This window comes from Ornithinimicrobium tianjinense, from assembly GCF_014636495.1.
In the GTDB taxonomy this organism is placed as follows: domain Bacteria; phylum Actinomycetota; class Actinomycetes; order Actinomycetales; family Dermatophilaceae; genus Ornithinicoccus; species Ornithinicoccus tianjinensis.
The window spans coordinates 100,375-117,980 of the sequence record NZ_BMEM01000005.1 but is presented as its reverse complement, the minus strand read 5'-3'; the positions used below and the strand labels follow the sequence as shown (position 1 = coordinate 117,980).

The following is a 17,606-nucleotide window of genomic DNA, read 5'->3' as shown; positions in this document are numbered from 1 at the left end:
CGGTATCTCCGTGAGGGACGTCATCACCAGGCAGCACGCACTCGCCGACCACTCCCCAGCCGCCGTGCGACACCTCCTGCGGACCGGGCGGTGGCAACGGTTGCACCCAGGTGTCTACCTGACTCACACCAGCACGCCGACGTGGCGCCAACGGCTGATGGCCGCCACGCTCGCCCGCGGTGACGGGGCTGTCGCCAGCCTGGAGTGTGCCCTCAGCCTCTGGAACCTGGCCGACCGTGAACCACAGATCCTCACCCTGGCCGAGCCGGCGAACACTCACCGGCGCACCACCCTGCCCGGAGTCCGTGTGCGTCGTCGCCGACGACTGACACGGGTCCGGCGTTACGGCATACCGGTGACGTCGGCGGCGCAGACGGTGCTCGATGTGCTGGCCATGCCCGGGAGGACTCCCGACGACGATGTCGCTCTGATCACCAGGGCAGTGAGCCGCAGGAAGGTCACGGTCGCCGAGCTCCGTGCCGAGCTCGCCCACCACCCCCGGCATCCTCGCGCCGGGGCGCTCAGCGAGATCTTGATCGCAGCTGCCGAGGGCCTGGGCAGCGTGGCCGAGGTCCGGTATGTCGAGCGCGTCGAGCGTCCCCACGGCTTGCCGACGATGGAACGGCAGGCCCCCATGGACGGGCTCCAGGCGCAGGCCGACGGGCGGTCGCGGACGCTGGACTTCCGGGATCGCGAGCGGGGGATCGGCCTGGAGATCGACGGTGACCTGTGGCACCGCGAGCGTCAGGTGCGCGACCGCGGCCGGGACCGGGAGTTTGCTGGCCGTGGGGAGGTGAGCCTGCGCGCCGGGTGGATCGAGGTCGTCGAGCGGCCGTGCGAGCTGGCCGTCGACGTGGCCCTCGTGCAGATCGCCAGGGGGTGGACCGGCCGGCCGTCGGCGTGCGGCCCCGACTGCGCTGTAGGTCGGGATACGCGGCTGCGTCAGCTCAGCGCCTGAGTGCGGGTGGGTGACACCGTGGTGGGCAGGTGTCGCCAGAGCAGCAGTCAGCCACCACTGACGCGGACGTCAAGCCAGCGCCCGGCGGCGCCGTGGTGGGCAGGTGTCGCCATAGCAGCAGTCAGCCACCACTGACGTGGACGTCAACCGCGCAGAGGCCACCGCGGGCCGCGGCCCGAGAAGCCCTGGGCCCCTCACCCGTTGCCGGCGAGGTTCTTCTGGTCCTTGACCCACAGCCCCGTCAGCCCACGGAAGTGGGCGAGGAAGCGCTCGTGCTCGTGCTCGGGGTAGGTGGAGCGCACGGTGTCGACCAGCAGCTGGTCGAACGCCTTGGAGTCGACCCACTCGAGCACGCGCTCGGGCAGGTGCGACAGGTGCTCGGAGCACCACTGCCAGTAGTTGTCGCTGTCGAACTCCGCGTCGGCCAGGGCACGGTAGGCCTTCATCTTCTCGCCGTAGTCGAGCGCCTCGTCGTCGGCGATGTCGAAGTAGGCACGCGGCGAGCGGACGCCGATGAAGCTCTGCCGCCCGGTCGCCAGGCAGTACGCCGACCAGCGGACGAGCGCCGTCATCGCCCACGGGAAGTAGTAGTGCAGCGAGGTCACGGCCACGTCCGGGCAGGCGTTGGCGTAGTCGATCGGGTGCACGTCGTCACCCTTGACCAGCATCTCGCAGCTGTTGAACTCCCAGCCGAAGAAGGCGTTGACCACCTTGCTGACCGTCTCGGCCTCCCACCCGGCCTGCGAGGACAGGAAGTGGTGCGTCACGGCATACCGGGAGTGCATCGGCTCCTCGGGGCGGAAGTCCATGACCATCGTCTCGGGCCCGATCGACAGCGCCCGCGCGAAGTGGTCGTAGTCGACCGTCGCCTGCAGGTGCATGAGCATGTTGCCGGAGTCGTCGTAGGACCGGTGCAGTCCCTCGACGTCGTCGACCCGCGACACCCCGCGCCAGCCACCGCCGTCGAACGGCTTCATGTAGAGCGGGTAGCCGACCTCCTCGGCCAGCGCCTCCAGGTCGAAGGGGTCGTTGTACTTCGCCGAGGTGTAGGCCCACCGGACGTTGTCGACCGGGTTCTTGTAGGGCACCAGGACGGTCTTGGGGATCTTCATGCCCAGGCGCAGCATCGCGCAGTAGGCGCTGTGCTTCTCCATCGCCTGGAAGGTGAACGGGCTGTTGAGCAGGTAGGTGTCGTTCATCAGCGCGGCCTTCTTCAGCCACTCGCGCGGGTGGTAGTACCAGTACGCGAGCCGGTCGATGACGAGGCCGTGCCGCACGTCGTCGGTGAGGTCGAACGGATGGATGCGGACGCGCTCGCTCTCCAGGGTGTGCGTGGTGCCGCCCACCTTCAGCGGCCCCACCTGCTTGAGGATCGCCTCGAAGGCCCGGGGCCAGTCCTCCTCGGCGCCCAGAAGCAGTCCGATGAGGTGGTTGCGCACGTCGCCGCTCATGCTCCCGAACGTTAGCGGGTCCGCCCCCGCGCGGCAGGGCGAGCCCGAAAAAGAATTCTCGACCGGACGTATCTGGCGGCGCCCCCGCGTCTCTGGATCATCGGGACGCAGGACCGGTCCGGGTGGGTGCAGGGGCTCATCCGGACCGGAGGGGGACACGCCGGTCCGGGTGCGTGCAGGGGCCCACCCGGACCGGCGGGGGGGACCGAGTCGTTCCGGGTATGCCGTGCGCGTGCCCCGCCGTAAGCGCTTGCTCGCACAGGTGCGGCTTTATAAGTCTTGACTTATGCGATCCGCCTGGCCACACTGGGCGCATGGACGTGTTCGAGTGCGTGGCCGAGCCGGTGCGCCGGCGGCTCCTCGAGCACCTGGCGGCCTCCGGCGACCTGACGGCGGGCACGCTCGTGTCGCTGGCCCGCGAGGAGTTCGCGATCAGCCAGCCGGCCGTCTCCCAGCACCTGCGGGTGCTCCGCGAGGCCGGGCTGGTCGACGTCCGTCCGGAGGGGGCCCGCCGGGTCTACACCCTCCGCACCGCTCCGCTCACGGATGCCGAGCAGTGGCTCGCGAGCCTCCGCGACATCTGGTCCCAGCGCCTCGACGCGCTGGGCACCGAGCTGGCCCGCGGCCGCCGCGACCGGAGGCGGGCGACCGCGCGCGGGGAGCGCGCACGGCATACCCACGAAGAACCCAGGAGGATGGCATGAAGGACCTGCTCGAGGAGCTGCGGCGCACGGACCGGACCGTGGCGGACGGCGAGGTGGCGGCCGGGCCGGCGAAGGTGGTCGTGCTGGCGCGGACCTACGACGCCGACGTGGAGGACGTGTGGGACGCGCTCACCGATCCCGAGCGGCTGCCGCGGTGGTTCCTGCCGGTGAGCGGCGAGCTGCGGCCGGGCGGGCGGTTCCAGGTCGAGGGCAACGCGGGCGGGGTCGTGCGGGCGTGCGAGCCCCCGCGTCGCCTCCTGGTCACCTGGGAGATGGGCCCGCCGAGCGAGCAGGACGCCTCGCTGGTCGAGGTCCGGCTTGCCGAGGCCGACGGCGGGACCCGGCTGGAGCTCGAGCACCGGGCGCAGGTGCCGCCGGAGATGTGGGACCAGTTCGGCCCGGGTGCCGTCGGCGTCGGCTGGGACGGCGCGCTGCTCGGTCTCGGCCTCCACCTCGCGGGGCACGACCTGGGACTGACGCCCGAGCAGCTGGGGACCGACCCGGCGATCCGGGCGTTCAACACCGAGTCGGCGCAGGCCTGGGGTCGCGCGCACCGGGCGGCCGGCGGCGACACGGAGGCCGTCGCGGCGATGGTCGCGGCGACGACCGGGTTCTACGTGCCGCCGCTCGAGAGCTGAGGGCGCGACCTCAGCAGAAGCGCGGCAGGTGGTAGGCGATCTGCTTGCGCCACCACGGCCAGTCGTGGGCGCTGTCGTGCCCCCACACGTCGAGCTCGTGCGGGATCTGCTTGTCCGCGAGCAGGCCCGCGAGCTGGTAGGCCCCGGAGAGCGACCGGGTCGGGTGCTCCTCGAACGGGCCCTGGCCGGCGACCAGCACGATGTTCGCGCTGTCGCGCACCCACTGGAGGTGCTCACCCTCCATGTTGGGCAGGTATGCCGTGGGGTTGGCGAAGTAGGTGGCCTCGCCCAGCTCCCCCCAGCCGTGCCAGGACGAGGGGTCGTAGTTGCCGGAGAGGCCGATGGCGACCCGGACCACGTCCGGACGCTTCAGGCCCAGGTGGACGGCGTGGTAGGCGCCCATCGAGCAGCCGGTCGCCACGATGCCTCGGTGCCCCGGCGAGTCGCCGTCGATGAGCCCCACCACCTGCTCGAGGATCCACGACTCGTAGGAGCCGTGGCGGCGGGCGCGGTCCTCGGTGGGCAGCGTGTTGTCGGACCAGGTCAGGTGGTCGAAGGAGTCGACGCAGTAGAGCTTGGCCCGGCCACCCTCGATGAGGTGGGCGAGCGCGTCGACCATCCCGTTGTTCTCGTAGTCCCAGGCCCGGCCGGCCTCGGAGGGGAACACCAGCACCGGCCGTCCCCAGTGCCCGTAGCGGATCACGGTCCCGCGTCCCACCCCGTAGGTGTCCAGCTCGACCTGCACCCGCTCCATGTCGGTCCTCTCCTCGCGGCGCTCCCCCGACCGACCGGACCGAGGGTCCGCCCAGCGTCCCACACCGGCGCGAGCGACGGCATACCCCCGGAAAATCACTCCGCAGGATGACGGCTCGCCACCATGCCCACGGAAGAATGTGAGGGCAGCAGGCGCTCCGGTGGGCGCCGAGGCGCGCGGTCAACAGGGAGTCCGTCCACGTCTCGTGCTGCTCGCGCTCGTCCCTGTCGCGGCAGGGGGCGGCAGGGACGAGCGCAACACTCCCTGGCTGCCTGGTGCAGCATGGTGCTCGACGTGCAGGAGAGGAGAGCCGGATGCCCGGGCAGGACCGACCGTCCAGGACGCACCTGCGCCGCCCACGTGCGGCGGACGTGCTCTTCGTGGCGCCTGCGGTGGTGGCGACCGTCCTTGACCTGTGGTGGGCCATCCCCTCGCTGGAGGACCGCCACGACGGCCATCACTTCACCCTCTGGGGCTGGCTGGACACCACGACGAGCACGGTCGTCCTCGTCATGGGCGTCGCGTGGCTGCTCATCCTCCTCCAGCGCCGCCGCTGGCCGCTCGCGAGTCACGTGGCGATGGTGACCGCCTCAGTGGTGATGACGTTCTCCAGCCCGTCGGCCCAGCCCATCGCGGGCACCCTCCTGACCCTGTTTGCCGTCGCGCGCGTGGCCCGGCTGCGCTCGTCGCTGGTCGCGCTGGCCCTGGGCATCGGCGTGCTGTCGATGGGGCCGTTCTGGTACGACCTGCCGACCACGCTGGCCCTCGTCGTCGTCGAGGCCTCGATGTGGGCGACCTGCGTGGCGACCTGGCTCTTCGGACGACGCGAGCACCGCGCGGTCGACCGCGAGGCGCAGCTGCGTGACGAGCTGGCCGCCCTCGGCGAGCAGGCCGCGACCATGGAGCGCCAGCGCATCGCCCGCGAGCTGCACGACATCCTCGCCCACTCGGTGAGTGCGATGATGATGCAGGCCGCGGGAGCCCGGGCCGTCACGCGCGTCATCGCCCAGGGCCAGCCCGACGAGCCGCGCCTCGGCACGGTCGAGGGCGCGCTGGGCCGTATCGAGGACGTCGGTGCCCAGTCCATGCGCGAGCTGCAGCGGCTCCTCGGTGCCCTGCGCGAGGACGACTCCCCGCTCGCGGCCATGGCGGGTGCCACCGATCCTCTGCCGGGACTCGGCGACGTCGAGGAGCTGGCCGAGGTGACCCGGCAGAGCGGCCTCATCGTGCAGGTGCACACCTCCGGGGAGCCCGTCGAGCTCGACCCCTCGGTGCGCCTGGCCGGCTACCGCGTCGTGCAGGAGTCGCTGGCCAACGCGATGAAGCACGCGGGTCGCGGTGCGGTCGTCGACGTCTACATCGGCTGGACCCCGGCGGCGCTGCAGCTGAACGTCCGCAGCCGCGCCGGCCACGACGGCCTGCGCCCCGGCGCTGCCGGTGGCGGGGCCGGGCTGGTCGGTCTGCACGAGCGCGTGGAGCTGGTCGGCGGGGTCTTCCGGTCGGGATGGGTGGGCGAGGAGTTCGTCACCACGGCGGTGCTGCCGCTGACGGGCGATCCGGACGCGGGCCCGGCCGTCGACGAGAGCCCGGCCGAGGAGGCCCCGGGCGAGAGCACGACCACGGGTGAGGGCTCCGCCGCGAGACCCGCCCACCTGCACGCCGTCGACTCCCCGCAGGACGGCGTGGCGTGACCATCCGCGTCGTCATCGCCGACGACCAGAAGGAGATCCGCGAGGGGCTCGCCATGCTGCTGAGCGCGGAGCCGGACCTCGAGATCGTGGGCCTGGCGGAGGACGGCGTGCAGGCCATCGCGATGACGGCCCGGGAACAGCCCGACGTGGTCGTCATGGACTACCGGATGCCCGGGGCCGACGGCGCCGAGGCGACCCGCCGGATCACGGCCGACCGCGACGACGCCGACGCGATGACCGCCGTGCTGGTGCTGACGACGTTCGACCACGACGCGGCGCTCTACGGCGCGTTGCGGGCGGGAGCCTCCGGGTTCATGCTCAAGCAGTCGGCCCCCGCCCACCTCGCAGAGGTCGTCCGGCTGGTGGCCGGCGGCGGCTCCTGGATCGACCCGAGCGTCGCGGGCAAGGTCATCACCACCCTGCGCGAGACCGCTCCCCTCGACCCCACCGGCCGACCCAGCCTCGAGATGCTCTCGCGCCGCGAGATCGAGGTGCTGCGCCTGCTCGCCGACGCCCCGTCCAACGCCGAGCTCGCCGCCCGGCTCTTCGTCTCCGAGTCGACCGTCAAGACCCACATCTCCCGGATGCTCATGAAGACCGGGTCCCGCGAGCGCGCCCAGCTCGTCGCGCTGGCCTACCGGTCGGGGCTCGTGCGCCCCTGAGCGGTCGCGCTCCTGAGCGCCTCCGCCCTGCCCCCGGCCTGCTTGCTCGGTGGCCCGCGCTCGCCCACCTGCCCGTTCCGACTTTCCGGCCGCCACACCGCGATCGTCCCGCGCCGGCGGCCACCCGCCGGACGATCTCCGCAGGGCCCCCGAACCCACCGAAAATGTGCTCTGACCTGCGCAAACGCGACTTTTTGCCGGGCTCGAGAGGCGTCATACTCGTCAGGTGCCCACCACCATCGGACTCCTCGGCACCGGACGCCTCGGCTCGGCGATCCGGGACGCCGCCGCCTCCCAGGACGCCGTCAGCGTCGCCTGGGCGGTCGGCCGCGGCGCCGTGCCGGAGTCCGCCGAGGCCGCCGTCGACGTCGCGATCGACGTGAGCACCGCGGCGGCCGTGACCGACCACCTCGGCTGGGCCGAGCGCACCCGCACCCCGCTCGTCATCGGCACGACCGGCTGGGACGCCGACCTCCTGCGCGGCGACGTGTCCGTGCCGGTGCTGGTGGCCCCCAACTTCTCCCTCGGCGTCGCCCTGGTCCGCCGGCTGGCCCGCGTCCTCGGAGGGTATGCCGCGTCCGCTCCCCTCGACGTCGACCTCGCCGTCACCGACACCCACCACCGCCACAAGGTGGACGCCCCGAGCGGCACCGCGATCACGCTGCGCGAGGCGCTGGCAGAGGGCGCCGGCGTGGGCACGGACGCCGTCCAGACCACCAGCCTGCGGGTGGGCGGCGTGGTCGGCGAGCACGAGGTCGTCGTGGCCTCGCCGCTGGAGACGATCACGCTGCGGCACGCGGCGCACGACCGCTCGCTCTTCGCGACCGGGGCCCTGGCCGCGGCCCAGTGGCTGGTCGGCCGCCCGGCCGGCGTCCACACCCTCGACGACCTGGCCGAGGAGCAGCTGCGCTCGCTGCTCGGCCCCACCACCCCTCAGACCACCCCCGCCGCGCCCGCGGCGGGGAGCGCCGCCTGACCCGCGACGCGGCATACCCATCCGAGAAAGGACTGGCCACCATGACCAGCAGCCTCACCGCCACCCCGTTCACCGGGCTCGGCGTCGCCCTCGCGACGCCGTTCACCTCCGGCACCGACGCCGTGGGTGGCGGGCGAAAGCCGCTGGTCGACCACGCCGCCTTCGGCCGGCTCGTCGAGCACGTCCTCGCCGACGGTCGGGGCGTCGACTGGCTGGTCGTCCTCGGGTCGACCGGCGAGGCCGCCACGGTCTCCGACGTGGAGCGCCTCGCCCTCGTGCGGCAGGCCGTCGAGCTGGCCCGCGAGGCCGGCGAGCGGCTCGGGCGCGACGTCCCGGTCGTCGTCGGCGTGGGGCACAACGACACCGAGCGCACCTGCGAGCTGGCCTCCCAGGCCGCCGCGACGGGCGCGGACGGGCTGCTCGTCGTGACCCCGTTCTACAACAAGCCGCAGGTCAGCGGGCTGGTCGCGCACTACCGAGCGGTCGCGGAGGCCGCCCCCGGGATGCCGATCATCGCCTACAACGTGCCCGGCCGCACCGGCCTCAACCTCACCCCCGAGGCGATGCGGGCGATCTGGGGCGTCGAGCAGGTCGTCGCCCTCAAGGAGAGCTCGGGCGACATCCGCCAGATCACCCGTCTGTGCCAGGAGGCGCCGGAGGGTCGCGTGGTCCTCGCCGGCGACGACGACATCCTCGTCCCCGCCGTCGCGGTCGGCTGCCGCGGCCTCGTCTCGGTCGTCGCCAACGTCGCGCCGGTCGAGACCGCTGAGCTCGTGCACAGCGCGATGGACGGCGACCTAGGCACCGCCCGCACCACGGCCGCGCTGCTCGCGCCGCTCGTGGAGGCGATGTTCGTCGAGACCAACCCGGTGCCGGTCAAGGCCGCCATGGCCTGCCTCGGGCTGTCCACCGGCATTGTCCGCCTGCCCCTCTCCCCCGCCGAGCCGGGCACCTGGACCGCCGTCCAGCGCGCCCTCGCCGGGCTGCAGGCGCACCGTCGCACCGTTCGCCTCACCGAGCGCCTCGTCGGGGTGGCATCGTGAGCGTCATGGCTACCACCGGCGCTCGCCGCACGCTCGAGGAGTTCTTCACCCACGACCTCGACGGGGCCGACGCCGCCGAGACGCTCGAGCGCGTCGCGGCGCTGCTCGACGCCCTGGAGCGGGGGACCGTGCGCGCCGCGTCGCGGACGGGCGAGGGCGAGTGGCGCTCGCACGCCTGGGTCAAGCGGGGCATCCTCGCGGCCTTCCGGCACAGCGAGACCGTCGAGATGGACTGGCCCGGCGGCGCGGTCGACAAGTCGCTCGTGCCCGCTCGCCGGCTCGGGCTGGGCGACGGTGTGCGCATGGTGCCGGGCGGGTCGTCCGTCCGGCGCGGCGCGCACCTCGCGCAGGGCGTCGTCGTCATGCCGCCGAGCTACGTCAACATCGGCGCCCACGTGGGCGCCGGCACGATGGTCGACAGCCACGTGCTCGTCGGCTCCTGCGCGCAGGTCGGCAACGACGTCCACCTGTCCACCGCCGTCCAGCTCGGCGGCGTGCTGGAGCCCGTCGGCGCCCGACCGGTCGTCGTCGAGGACGGCGCCTTCATCGGCGCGCAGTGCGGGCTCTACGAGGGCGTCGTCGTCCGCGAGCGCGCCGTGCTCGCGCCGGGTGTCATCCTCACGGCGGGCACGACGGTCTACGACCTGGTCCGCCAGACCGAGTGGCGCGGCGAGATCCCTGGGGGCGCGGTCGTCGTTCCCGGCTCGCGGCCCGCGCGCGGTGACTACGCCGACGTCCTCGGCCTCAGCCTCTACGCCCCCGTCATCGTCAAGTACCGCGACTCCTCCACCGACGCCGCGACCGTGCTCGAGGGCGCCCTGCGGTGAGCCCGGTAGACCCCCGGGACACCGACCTGCCGGTGTCCCCCATCCGCCGGATGGCCCTCGGCGCCCCGCCCGGCACGATCAGCCTGGGGCTGGGCGAGCCCGGCTGGCCGCTGCCGGCGGCGGCCCGCGACGCGCTCGTCGCGCTCGGCGAGGTCGACGCGCGCCTGCCCTACGGCCCCAACGCCGGCCGCCCCGAGCTGGTCGACGCGGTCGCCGCGTTCCACTCCGCCACCAGCGGGGTCGAGACGGCTGCCCCCCAGGTGATGCTCACCTCGGGGAGCCAGGCGGCGCTCTTCGCGCTCTTCCAGGTGTATGCCGCGCCCGGCACCTCGGTCCTCGTACCTGACCCCGGCTTCGTCTCCTACGCCGCCCTGGCCCACCAGCGCGCCGCCGAGCCGGTGCCCTACCCGCTCGGGCCGGGCGGCGACCTCGACCCGGACGCCCTCGTGCACGCGCTCGCGCGGGCACGGCATACCTCCGTCGTGGTGGTCAACCACCCCGCGAACCCGACCGGAGGGATAGCGAGCGCCGCCGCCCTCGCCCAGGTCGCCGAGGCCTGCGCCCGGGCGGGCGCGCTGCTGGTGAGCGACGAGGTCTACCGCGAGCTGTGGCTGGACGAGCGACCGGCCGGGCTGCACCAGGCCGCCGGCCTCGCCGCGGGCGTGGTGCTCGGCTCGATGAGCAAGGCGTTCGGCGCGCCCGGGCTCCGCGTGGGGTGGGCCGTCGGTCAGCCCGACGTGCTGCTCCGCGCGCGGATCGTGCACAACGCCATGACGACCGCGCCGGCCCAGCCGTCGCAGGCGGCAGCCGTCGCCCTGCTGGCAGCCGGCGAGAAGGTGCTGGCGCAGGCGCGCGGGCACGTGCGGCGCCGCTGGGAGTCGCTGGAGCGCGTGGCCCCGTCGCTCGTGGGGGCCGGCGTCGCGAAGGACCGGGCCGGCTTCTACCTGTGGCAGCCGCTGCCGGGGGACGTCGCACCCGAGGACACCGAGGCCTTCGCGCTGCGCGTGCGCGACGAGAGCCTCGTCACGACGGTGCCGGGGACCGCGTTCGGGACGCGCGGCGCCGGATACCTGCGGGTGAGCCTGGGAGGGCCGCTCGACGAGCTCGAGGAAGGACTGCGGCGCCTGGCGCCCTGGTGGAAGGCATGATCTTGACCGCTGCCACGACCGATCTCTTCGCCTTCGGCGAGGAGCGGCTGGAGGAGCTGACGAGCGCGCGGCGCTCGCCCTTCTTCGCCTACGACCTGTCGACCGCGCGCGAGCGCTACCGCCGGCTGCGCGCCGCGCTGCCGGGGCGCGTCCGTCTCGCCTACGCGGTGAAGTCCAACCCTGGGCTGCCGCTGCTGGAGACCTTCGCGGCGGAGGGGGCCTGGTTCGACTGCGCCAGCGCCGGTGAGGTGTCGGCCGTGCTCGCGGCTGGCGGCACCGGCTCCGGGATGGTCTTCGCCGGCCCCGCGAAGTCCGAGCGCGACCTGCAGGCCGCGCTGTTCGCCGGCGCCCGCGTGCAGGTGGACGGCATCGAGGACGTTGCGCGCCTGCACGTGCTGCACACCGGCACCGAGCCGCTGCGGGTGAGCGTCCGCGTCAACCCGGCCTCGGGGGTGTCGGAGGCCGCGTCCATCATCGGTGGCGGCGGGCCGAGCGCCTTCGGCGTGGACGAGGAGGAGCTGGAGGACTTCCTGGCCCAGGCGGCGGCCTACGAGCGGGTGCGGATCAGCGGCGTCCAGGTCTTCGCCGCGAGCAACGAGCTCGACGCGGGCCGCCTGCTGGCCAACCACCGCACCTCGATGGCCATCGCCCGGAAGGTCCAGGAGCTCCTCGGCCGCGACCTCGACCTCGTCGACCTCGGCGGTGGGCTCGGGGTCCGGTATGCGATGTCCCAGCCCTCCCTCGACGTCCGGTCCCTCGGCGCCGGGCTGGGCCGGGTGCTGGACGAGAACCCGTGGTTCGCCGGCGAGCTGCTGCTCGAGCCGGGACGGTGGCTGTCGGCGCCGACCGGGGTCTACTGCGCGCGGGTGGTGCGCACCAAGGTCTCGCGCGGGGAGCGGTTCGTCATGCTCGAGGGCGGCATCAACCACCTGCTCCGGCCGCTGATGACGGGTCAGTCCTTCCCGACGCTGGCGCTGCGGCCCGGGGTCGGCGTGCTCGGCGGCTCCGGCGTGAGTGCCGGTGGCCGGCCGCCCCTCGAAGGTGGCGACGACGTGCCGCGCGCCGAGGGCGGCGAGCTCGTGCCGACCACGCTGGCCGGACCGCTCTGCACCTCGCTCGACCGCGTCGGCACCAGCGACCTGCCGACCGACCTGCGGCCCGGCGACGTCGTGGTCTTCGGCCAGGCCGGTGCCTACGCCTACACCCAGGCGATGACCCACTTCCTGTCCCACCCCGCCCCCGACCAGGTCTGGGTGGACTGACCCCGGCGCCGTGACGCTGCCCCACCGAACGCGTGGAGTGGTGGCGCCTGGACACCACCGAACGCGTGGAGTGGTTGCGTCCGCACCCCACCGAACGCGTGGAGTGGTTGCGTCTGGACACCACCGAACGCGCGCAGTGGTTGCGTCCGGACCGCACCGAACGCGGGAGTGGTTGCGTCCGTTTGCCGGAACGCACATCCGCGGTGACCCCGTGCCGCTATAGCGACCACAGGTCCCCTCAGACGTTGACGTGGTGCAGCCGCTGGCAACCACTCCGCGCGCCCGCTGGTGTCCACAGCAACCAGACGGCGCGTTCGGTCGGAGGGAGTTGGCAGGCCGCGGAGGCGGGCCGCGGACGCCGGGCACCAGCCCTCGGTCCCTGGCATCCACGGGACACGACGGAGGGGCGACCCCGCTGGTGCGGGGCCGCCCCTCGGCGTGGTGCGCTCGTCGTCAGTTGCCCGTCGAGTAGTAGAACGGCAGCAGCTGCGTGGTGGTGCCGTCGGTGACCGTGATGTCGCCTCCGCCGCTCGCGACACCCCGGGCATTGAGGGTCACCGAGAAGGTGCCGCTCTCGCCCGGTGGGAGGTGGAGCTCGTCCGTCGACAGGGTCAGCGCCGGGTCACCCTCGGAGAGGGTGAGCATCTTGTGTGCGTCCGCGTGGTTGGTCACGGTGACCGTGATGGTGCGGCTCACCGGCTTGTTGCCCTTGTGGACGCCGAAGCTCAGCGACATCGGGTCGAACGTCGTGGTGGCCGCAGCCGCACGCTCGAGGTCGATGCGACCGCCTCCGCGCTCCAGCACGCCAGCCGGCTTGCTCATCCTGGCGTCCGCCCACACGGTGCGCTCGGCGTTGTTGCCGAGCTTGGACTTGACGTCGGCGGGCGACAGGGTCGGGTCGAGGGCCAGCAGCAGCGCGGCGGAGCCCGCCACGTGCGGCGCGGCCATCGAGGTGCCCTGGAACATCGCCCAGCCGAGGTCACCCGTCGTCTCGTCGAAGACGGAAGAGTAGATGTTCACGCCGGGAGCGACCACGTCGGGCTTGATGTTGGTCAGGAACGGACCGGGCCCGCGGCTGCTGAAGTCGGCCAGGATGTCCGGCTCGGTGAACAGCTCGACGGGAGCGTTGCCGTTGATCGTCACGGTGCTGGGAAGGTTGGCGGCGATCGTCTCGCCGTCAGCCTTGCTCACCATGACGGCAGGGATGTTGCCCGTGCCACCCATCGAGATCGGGTCACCGTCGGCGTTGTTGTAGACGACGACGCCCTCCGCGCCCGCCGCAGCGGCGGTGGCCACCTTCTCGGCGAAGGTGCAGCCACCACGCTTGATGAGCACGACGGAGTCGTCCACGCTTGCGGCCGGCGCGCTGCCGGTGCAGGCGGTGGGGTCCGCGGCGTTCCACTGCACGAACGGCGCGTCGGTCACCGGGTGCTCCGCGAACGGGTCGAACTCGCCGACGGCGGCCTCGAAGTCGCCGAACGGGGTCTGCACCAGCGTCACGATCTTGTGCGAGTTCGTCGTCGCACCGACCGTCAGCGCGCCGACGGCGTTGCCGGGAGAGCCGATCGTGTACGCGCCCGGTCCCTCGTTGCCCGCCGACACGGCCGCGACCACGCCTGCCGCGACGGCGCCGTTGATGGCCTCCGCGAGGTAGTCGTGCTGGCCCTGGACGGAGCCGCCGAGGCTGAGGTTGATGACGTCCATGCCGTCGTCCACCGCGTCCTCGACCGCCGCCGCGATGTCGTGGCTGAAGGCGCTGCCGCCGAACGCGACATACCCGCCGCCGTAGCCGGGGAAGACGTTGTAGTCGTACAGCGCCGCGCCCGGAGCGACGCCGCTGATGGTGCCCTCGATCGGGCTCTCCATACCCTCACCTGGCAGCTCGGTGACGCAGCCGGCGACGGTGCCGGCGACGTGGGTGCCATGGCTGTTGACGATGTCCTCACCAGAGCCGGCGACGCCCGAGGCGTAGGTCTTGTGCTGGATGTCGCCCTTGCAGTCGAAGAAGGGGTGCTCGTCCTGGATGCCCGAGTCGATGATCCCGACGTCGATGCCGGCACCGGCACCCTCCTGCCCACCCAGCTGCTGCCACAGCGCGGGCGACCCGATGATCTCGTTGCTCGCGTTCATCGTGGGCTGGTACGTCCAGCTCGCCTCGGCGGAGGCCACCTTCGGGTGCTTGGCGAGCGCCGTGAGACTGGCCCCGTTGAGCTTAACCGCGACGCCGTTGAGCACGGTGTCGTAGTCGTCGAGCACCTCTACTGCGGGGAACTTCTGCGCAAGGTGGCTCTTGTAGCTCGCGTGCTCGTTGGCCAGGAACCGCTCGTAGGCCCGGTACGCCGGGCTGCTGGCGTCGAGGCGGCCGTTCTGGGGCTTGGTCGCCGGTATGCCGTTCGTGCCGCCCTGGTAGGTCGCCAGCGGCGCGTCCTTGAACGTGACGATCGCGTAGTCAGCCGTCGACCCGGTCGGGGCGGGGGCAGCTGTCGCGACCATCGGGGCCGCGACCAGGGCGAGCAACGAGGCGCCCGCCAGTATCCGTCGATACATCGGTGTATCCCTCCCGTTGGTGCGCGCACCGGATGGGGACAGCTGTCGCTGATGGGCGCGCCGACACCGACCTTACGTGTGACCGGCGTCTCACGCTATCCCCCTTTAGGGTGAGGCGTCGTCAACTAGTTGCCGACTTTTACTAGTCTGTGAAACGATCTAGTCATGACCACGACCGGATGGCCCAGCGAGTGGCTGCGCGGCGTGCTCGGCGTCTGCGTGCTGCGCGTGCTCCTCGACGGGCCGACCTACGGCTACGCGCTGGCCGGCCGGCTCGCCGAGGCGGGACTCGGGCCGATCAAGGGCAGCACGCTCTACCCGCTGCTCGGGCGGCTCGAGGAGGCCGGGCAGGTCGAGGTCGAGTGGCGACCCGGCGAGGGCGGGCCGGGCCGCAAGTTCTACCGGCTGACGGAGGCCGGACTGGCCGAGTCGCAGCGTCAGGCGGCCAGCTGGGCTGCCTTCACCACCATCACCCGCGCCCTGACCGACGGCGCACTCACACCCGAGGGGACCCCATGAGCACCAGGCAGCACCCGCAGCACCCGTCCAACCCGTCCCACCTCGCGCCGCACGTCGACCGCGCGTGGGCCGACACCTTCGTCGTCGAGCAGCGGCTCGCCGACCGGACCGGAGAGCAGATCGGGGACGCTCTGGCGGTCGTCGACGCCCACTGCGCCGAGTCCGGTGAGAGCGCCGAGGAGGCCTTCGGAGACCCGGCGGACTACTCCCGCGCGCTGATCGGCCGGCCCATCGACTCACGCCTCTCCGCCCGCACGGCCGTCGGCATCGCCTCTGGTGTGCTCGCCCTCATGACGCTGCCACGCGCTGTGGCCGGGTGGAGGCAGGGAGAGGGCTTCCTCGTCACGACCGGCGACATCGTCGCGGGCCTGGTCGTCGCCGCTCTCGCCGTCCTGATCCTGGCCCGGCCCACGCCGGTGCTGCGCTGGCTGGTGGCGCAGCCCGCGCGCTCGTTCCTCGCGGTCTTCGGCGTCCTCATCGCCCTGGTCGTGCCTCAGGCGCTCCTGCGCCACCCGGTCGCCGACCCCGGGTGGGCCATGCCTCTGGTGGTCGGGCTGGTCCTGCTGGCCCTCTCCGTCGCTCTCCCCTGGCGCGACCTCGCCGTCGCCGACCCCGTGCGCGACCCGCGCCGCCACGGCGCCGGCAGGCCGGACGCCGCGGCCTGGCTGACCGCCCTGACCTTCCCGGTGCTGGCGGCCATCATGATCGGCATGGACGAGGTGGTCAGGACCCTGCTGTGACGGCGGGCCCGACCGACGAGCGTCCAGCCCCACCACGTGGCACGGTGAGGGGATGGCGCGCGGGCGGCATACCTCCGAGAAGAGCGAGCGCGAGGCTCCGCTGGAGCGCTACCGGCGGATGCGCGACTTCTCGCGCACCCCGGAGCCGAGCGGCAGCGAGCTGCTCGAGGCGGCGCGCCAGGACGGCGAGCGCGTCTTCGTCGTGCAGCGCCACCGGGCGACCGCGCGGCACTACGACTTCCGGCTCGAGGTCGACGGCGTGCTCGCCAGCTGGGCGGTGCCCAAGGGACCGACGCTCGACCCCGACATCAAGCGGCTCGCGATCCATGTCGAGGACCACCCGATGGAGTACCTCCACTTCGAGGGCGTGATCCCCTCCGGCGAGTACGGCGGCGGCGACGTCATCGTCTGGGACACCGGCACGTGGGACTCGCACGACGAGGACGTCGCGGCGGCGATCAGGGCGGGGACGGTGCACCTCCGCCTGCACGGGGAGAAGGTGCGGGGCGAGTTCATGCTGGTGCGCACCGCCCGCCAGCAGGGCGAGAAGGAGCAGTGGCTGCTCTTCCACAAGCACGACGAGCACGTGGTGCCGGGCTGGGACGCCGAGGACTACCCGCGCTCGGTGCTCAGCGGACGCACCAACGAGGAGGTCAAGGCCGACCCGGACCTGCTGTGGCACTCGGACCGCCCGGCGGCCCAGGCGGCCGAGCTGCTGCGGGTGGCGGTGCCGGAGCCGCTCGCCGAGGAGGAGCTCGCGGCGCTGGACGCCCTGGGCGAGGAGGGCACCTGGGAGGTGTTCGGACGGAAGGTCAAGCTCACCAACCTCGACAAGGTGCTCTTCCCGGCGCGCGAGGGCGAGGACGTCGTCACCAAGCGCGACCTGCTGAGGTATGTCGCGCAGGTCGCTCCGGTCTCGCTCCCGTACCTCGCGGGACGGGCGCTCAACCTGCACCGTTATCCCAACGGCGCGGACAGCAAGGGCTTCTGGCACAAGGAGCTGCCCGACCACGCGCCGGAGTGGGTGCCGCGGTGGGACAACCCGGAGGCGGACCCGGGCGAGACGCAGACCTACCTCGTGGTCGACGAGCCGGCCGCGCTGGTCTGGGCAGCCAACTTCGGCGCGCTGGAGTGGCACCCGTGGACGTCGCGGACGGATGCTCCGGACCGCCCGACCTACGTCATGTTCGACATCGACCCTGGCGAGGCCACCACCTGGGAGCAGACGCTCGAGCTCGCCCGGCTGCACCGGACCGCCTTCGAGGCGTTGGAGCTGCGGTCCTACCCGAAGGTGACCGGCCGGCGCGGGATCCAGGTGTGGGTGCCGATCCGCCGCGGCCCGACCTTCGACGACACCAGGGCCTGGGCCGAGAAGGTGTCCAGGTCCATCGGCGCGGTCGCGCCCGACCTCGTCAGCTGGAAGTGGGAGGTGAAGGCGCGCGGCGGCAGGGCCCGTCTCGACTACACGCAGAACGCGGTGAACAAGACGCTCGTGGCGCCCTGGTCGACGCGGCCGTCCGCCGGGGCGCCGGTGTCGGTGCCGATCACCTGGGACGAGCTCGACGACCCGGAGCTGCGGCCGGACCGCTGGACGATCCGGACGGCGCTGGACAGGCTCCAGGACCGGGGCGATCTCTTCCGGGGCGCGCTGCGCCAGGACCAGGTGCTGCCCCGGGTGCGGTGAGG

The 17,606-nt window shown here is 72.8% G+C and carries 16 protein-coding genes; 13 read left to right on the top strand and 3 right to left on the bottom strand.

The annotated features are described in order from the left end of the window. The first annotated feature begins 157 nt into the window (after positions 1 to 157). Positions 158 to 958 carry a hypothetical protein gene (locus IEV65_RS13905; protein ID WP_188431808.1) on the top strand — a complete coding sequence of 267 codons (801 nt, stop codon included), beginning with the start codon at positions 158 to 160 and terminating at the stop codon, positions 956 to 958. A 194-nt stretch (positions 959 to 1,152) separates the two neighbouring features. Here the strand turns inward: IEV65_RS13905 and IEV65_RS13900 are convergent, their stop codons facing one another. Beyond that, positions 1,153 to 2,409, bottom strand: a complete 1,257-nt coding sequence (locus tag IEV65_RS13900; RefSeq protein WP_188431806.1) for an ATP-grasp domain-containing protein — start codon at positions 2,407 to 2,409, stop codon at positions 1,153 to 1,155. A 314-nt stretch (positions 2,410 to 2,723) separates the two neighbouring features. Here IEV65_RS13900 and IEV65_RS13895 point away from each other — a divergent pair, with 314 nt between their 5' ends. Further along, the gene (locus IEV65_RS13895) at positions 2,724 to 3,113 is read left to right on the top strand and encodes an ArsR/SmtB family transcription factor (RefSeq protein ID WP_188431804.1); all 390 of its coding nucleotides are present in this window, start codon (positions 2,724 to 2,726) and stop codon (positions 3,111 to 3,113) included. Then, complete coding sequence (locus tag IEV65_RS13890) at positions 3,110 to 3,751, top strand: SRPBCC family protein (RefSeq protein ID WP_188431802.1); 642 nt, start codon at positions 3,110 to 3,112, stop codon at positions 3,749 to 3,751. The genes IEV65_RS13895 and IEV65_RS13890 overlap by 4 nt, the downstream gene beginning before the upstream one ends. A 10-nt stretch (positions 3,752 to 3,761) precedes the next feature. Here the strand turns inward: IEV65_RS13890 and IEV65_RS13885 are convergent, their stop codons facing one another. Next, the gene (locus tag IEV65_RS13885) at positions 3,762 to 4,505 is read right to left on the bottom strand and encodes an esterase family protein (protein WP_188431800.1); all 744 of its coding nucleotides are present in this window, start codon (positions 4,503 to 4,505) and stop codon (positions 3,762 to 3,764) included. Positions 4,506 to 4,819: 314 nt separating this feature from the next. On the opposite strand from IEV65_RS13885, the gene IEV65_RS13880 reads away from it, so the two are divergent. The 7 genes from IEV65_RS13880 to IEV65_RS13850 all read left to right on the top strand — a co-directional run bounded on the left by IEV65_RS13880 (position 4,820) and on the right by IEV65_RS13850 (position 12,114). Continuing rightward, entirely contained in the window at positions 4,820 to 6,196 is a 1,377-nt protein-coding gene (locus IEV65_RS13880) for a sensor histidine kinase (RefSeq protein WP_188431798.1), read from the top strand. Beyond that, positions 6,193 to 6,858 carry a response regulator transcription factor gene (locus IEV65_RS13875; protein ID WP_188431796.1) on the top strand — a complete coding sequence of 222 codons (666 nt, stop codon included), beginning with the start codon at positions 6,193 to 6,195 and terminating at the stop codon, positions 6,856 to 6,858. The genes IEV65_RS13880 and IEV65_RS13875 overlap by 4 nt, the downstream gene beginning before the upstream one ends. Positions 6,859 to 7,084: 226 nt before the next feature. Further along, positions 7,085 to 7,834, top strand: coding sequence for a 4-hydroxy-tetrahydrodipicolinate reductase (locus IEV65_RS13870; RefSeq protein ID WP_188431794.1), 750 nt, complete (start codon positions 7,085 to 7,087; stop codon positions 7,832 to 7,834). A gap of 41 nt (positions 7,835 to 7,875) precedes the next feature. After that, positions 7,876 to 8,877: a 4-hydroxy-tetrahydrodipicolinate synthase gene (dapA, locus tag IEV65_RS13865; protein ID WP_188431792.1), complete on the top strand. Its 1,002-nt coding sequence runs from the start codon at positions 7,876 to 7,878 to the stop codon at positions 8,875 to 8,877. A gap of 5 nt (positions 8,878 to 8,882) precedes the next feature. Continuing rightward, complete coding sequence (locus IEV65_RS13860; RefSeq protein WP_188431790.1) at positions 8,883 to 9,704, top strand: 2,3,4,5-tetrahydropyridine-2,6-dicarboxylate N-succinyltransferase; 822 nt, start codon at positions 8,883 to 8,885, stop codon at positions 9,702 to 9,704. After that, entirely contained in the window at positions 9,701 to 10,852 is a 1,152-nt protein-coding gene (locus IEV65_RS13855) for a pyridoxal phosphate-dependent aminotransferase (RefSeq protein WP_188431788.1), read from the top strand. The genes IEV65_RS13860 and IEV65_RS13855 overlap by 4 nt, the downstream gene beginning before the upstream one ends. Further along, positions 10,849 to 12,114 (top strand): alanine racemase, encoded by a 1,266-nt coding sequence (locus IEV65_RS13850; protein ID WP_188431786.1) that lies wholly within the window; start codon positions 10,849 to 10,851, stop codon positions 12,112 to 12,114. Before IEV65_RS13855 ends, IEV65_RS13850 begins: the two co-directional genes overlap by 4 nt. Before the next feature lie 453 nt (positions 12,115 to 12,567). Here the strand turns inward: IEV65_RS13850 and IEV65_RS13845 are convergent, their stop codons facing one another. Next, positions 12,568 to 14,661 (bottom strand): S8 family serine peptidase, encoded by a 2,094-nt coding sequence (locus tag IEV65_RS13845; RefSeq protein ID WP_188431784.1) that lies wholly within the window; start codon positions 14,659 to 14,661, stop codon positions 12,568 to 12,570. Positions 14,662 to 14,826: 165 nt separating this feature from the next. Between IEV65_RS13845 and IEV65_RS13840 the strand changes: the two genes are divergently transcribed. From IEV65_RS13840 to ligD, 3 genes are read left to right on the top strand one after another with little or no spacing between them, the layout of a single operon-like run. Further along, positions 14,827 to 15,180, top strand: coding sequence for a PadR family transcriptional regulator (locus IEV65_RS13840; RefSeq protein WP_188431782.1), 354 nt, complete (start codon positions 14,827 to 14,829; stop codon positions 15,178 to 15,180). Then, a complete protein-coding gene (locus IEV65_RS13835) occupies positions 15,177 to 15,920 on the top strand; it encodes a hypothetical protein (RefSeq protein WP_188431780.1) in 744 nt (247 codons plus the stop codon). The genes IEV65_RS13840 and IEV65_RS13835 overlap by 4 nt, the downstream gene beginning before the upstream one ends. A gap of 52 nt (positions 15,921 to 15,972) precedes the next feature. Next, positions 15,973 to 17,604, top strand: a complete 1,632-nt coding sequence (ligD, locus tag IEV65_RS13830; RefSeq protein ID WP_188431778.1) for a non-homologous end-joining DNA ligase — start codon at positions 15,973 to 15,975, stop codon at positions 17,602 to 17,604. The last annotated feature ends 2 nt before the right edge of the window (positions 17,605 to 17,606 follow it).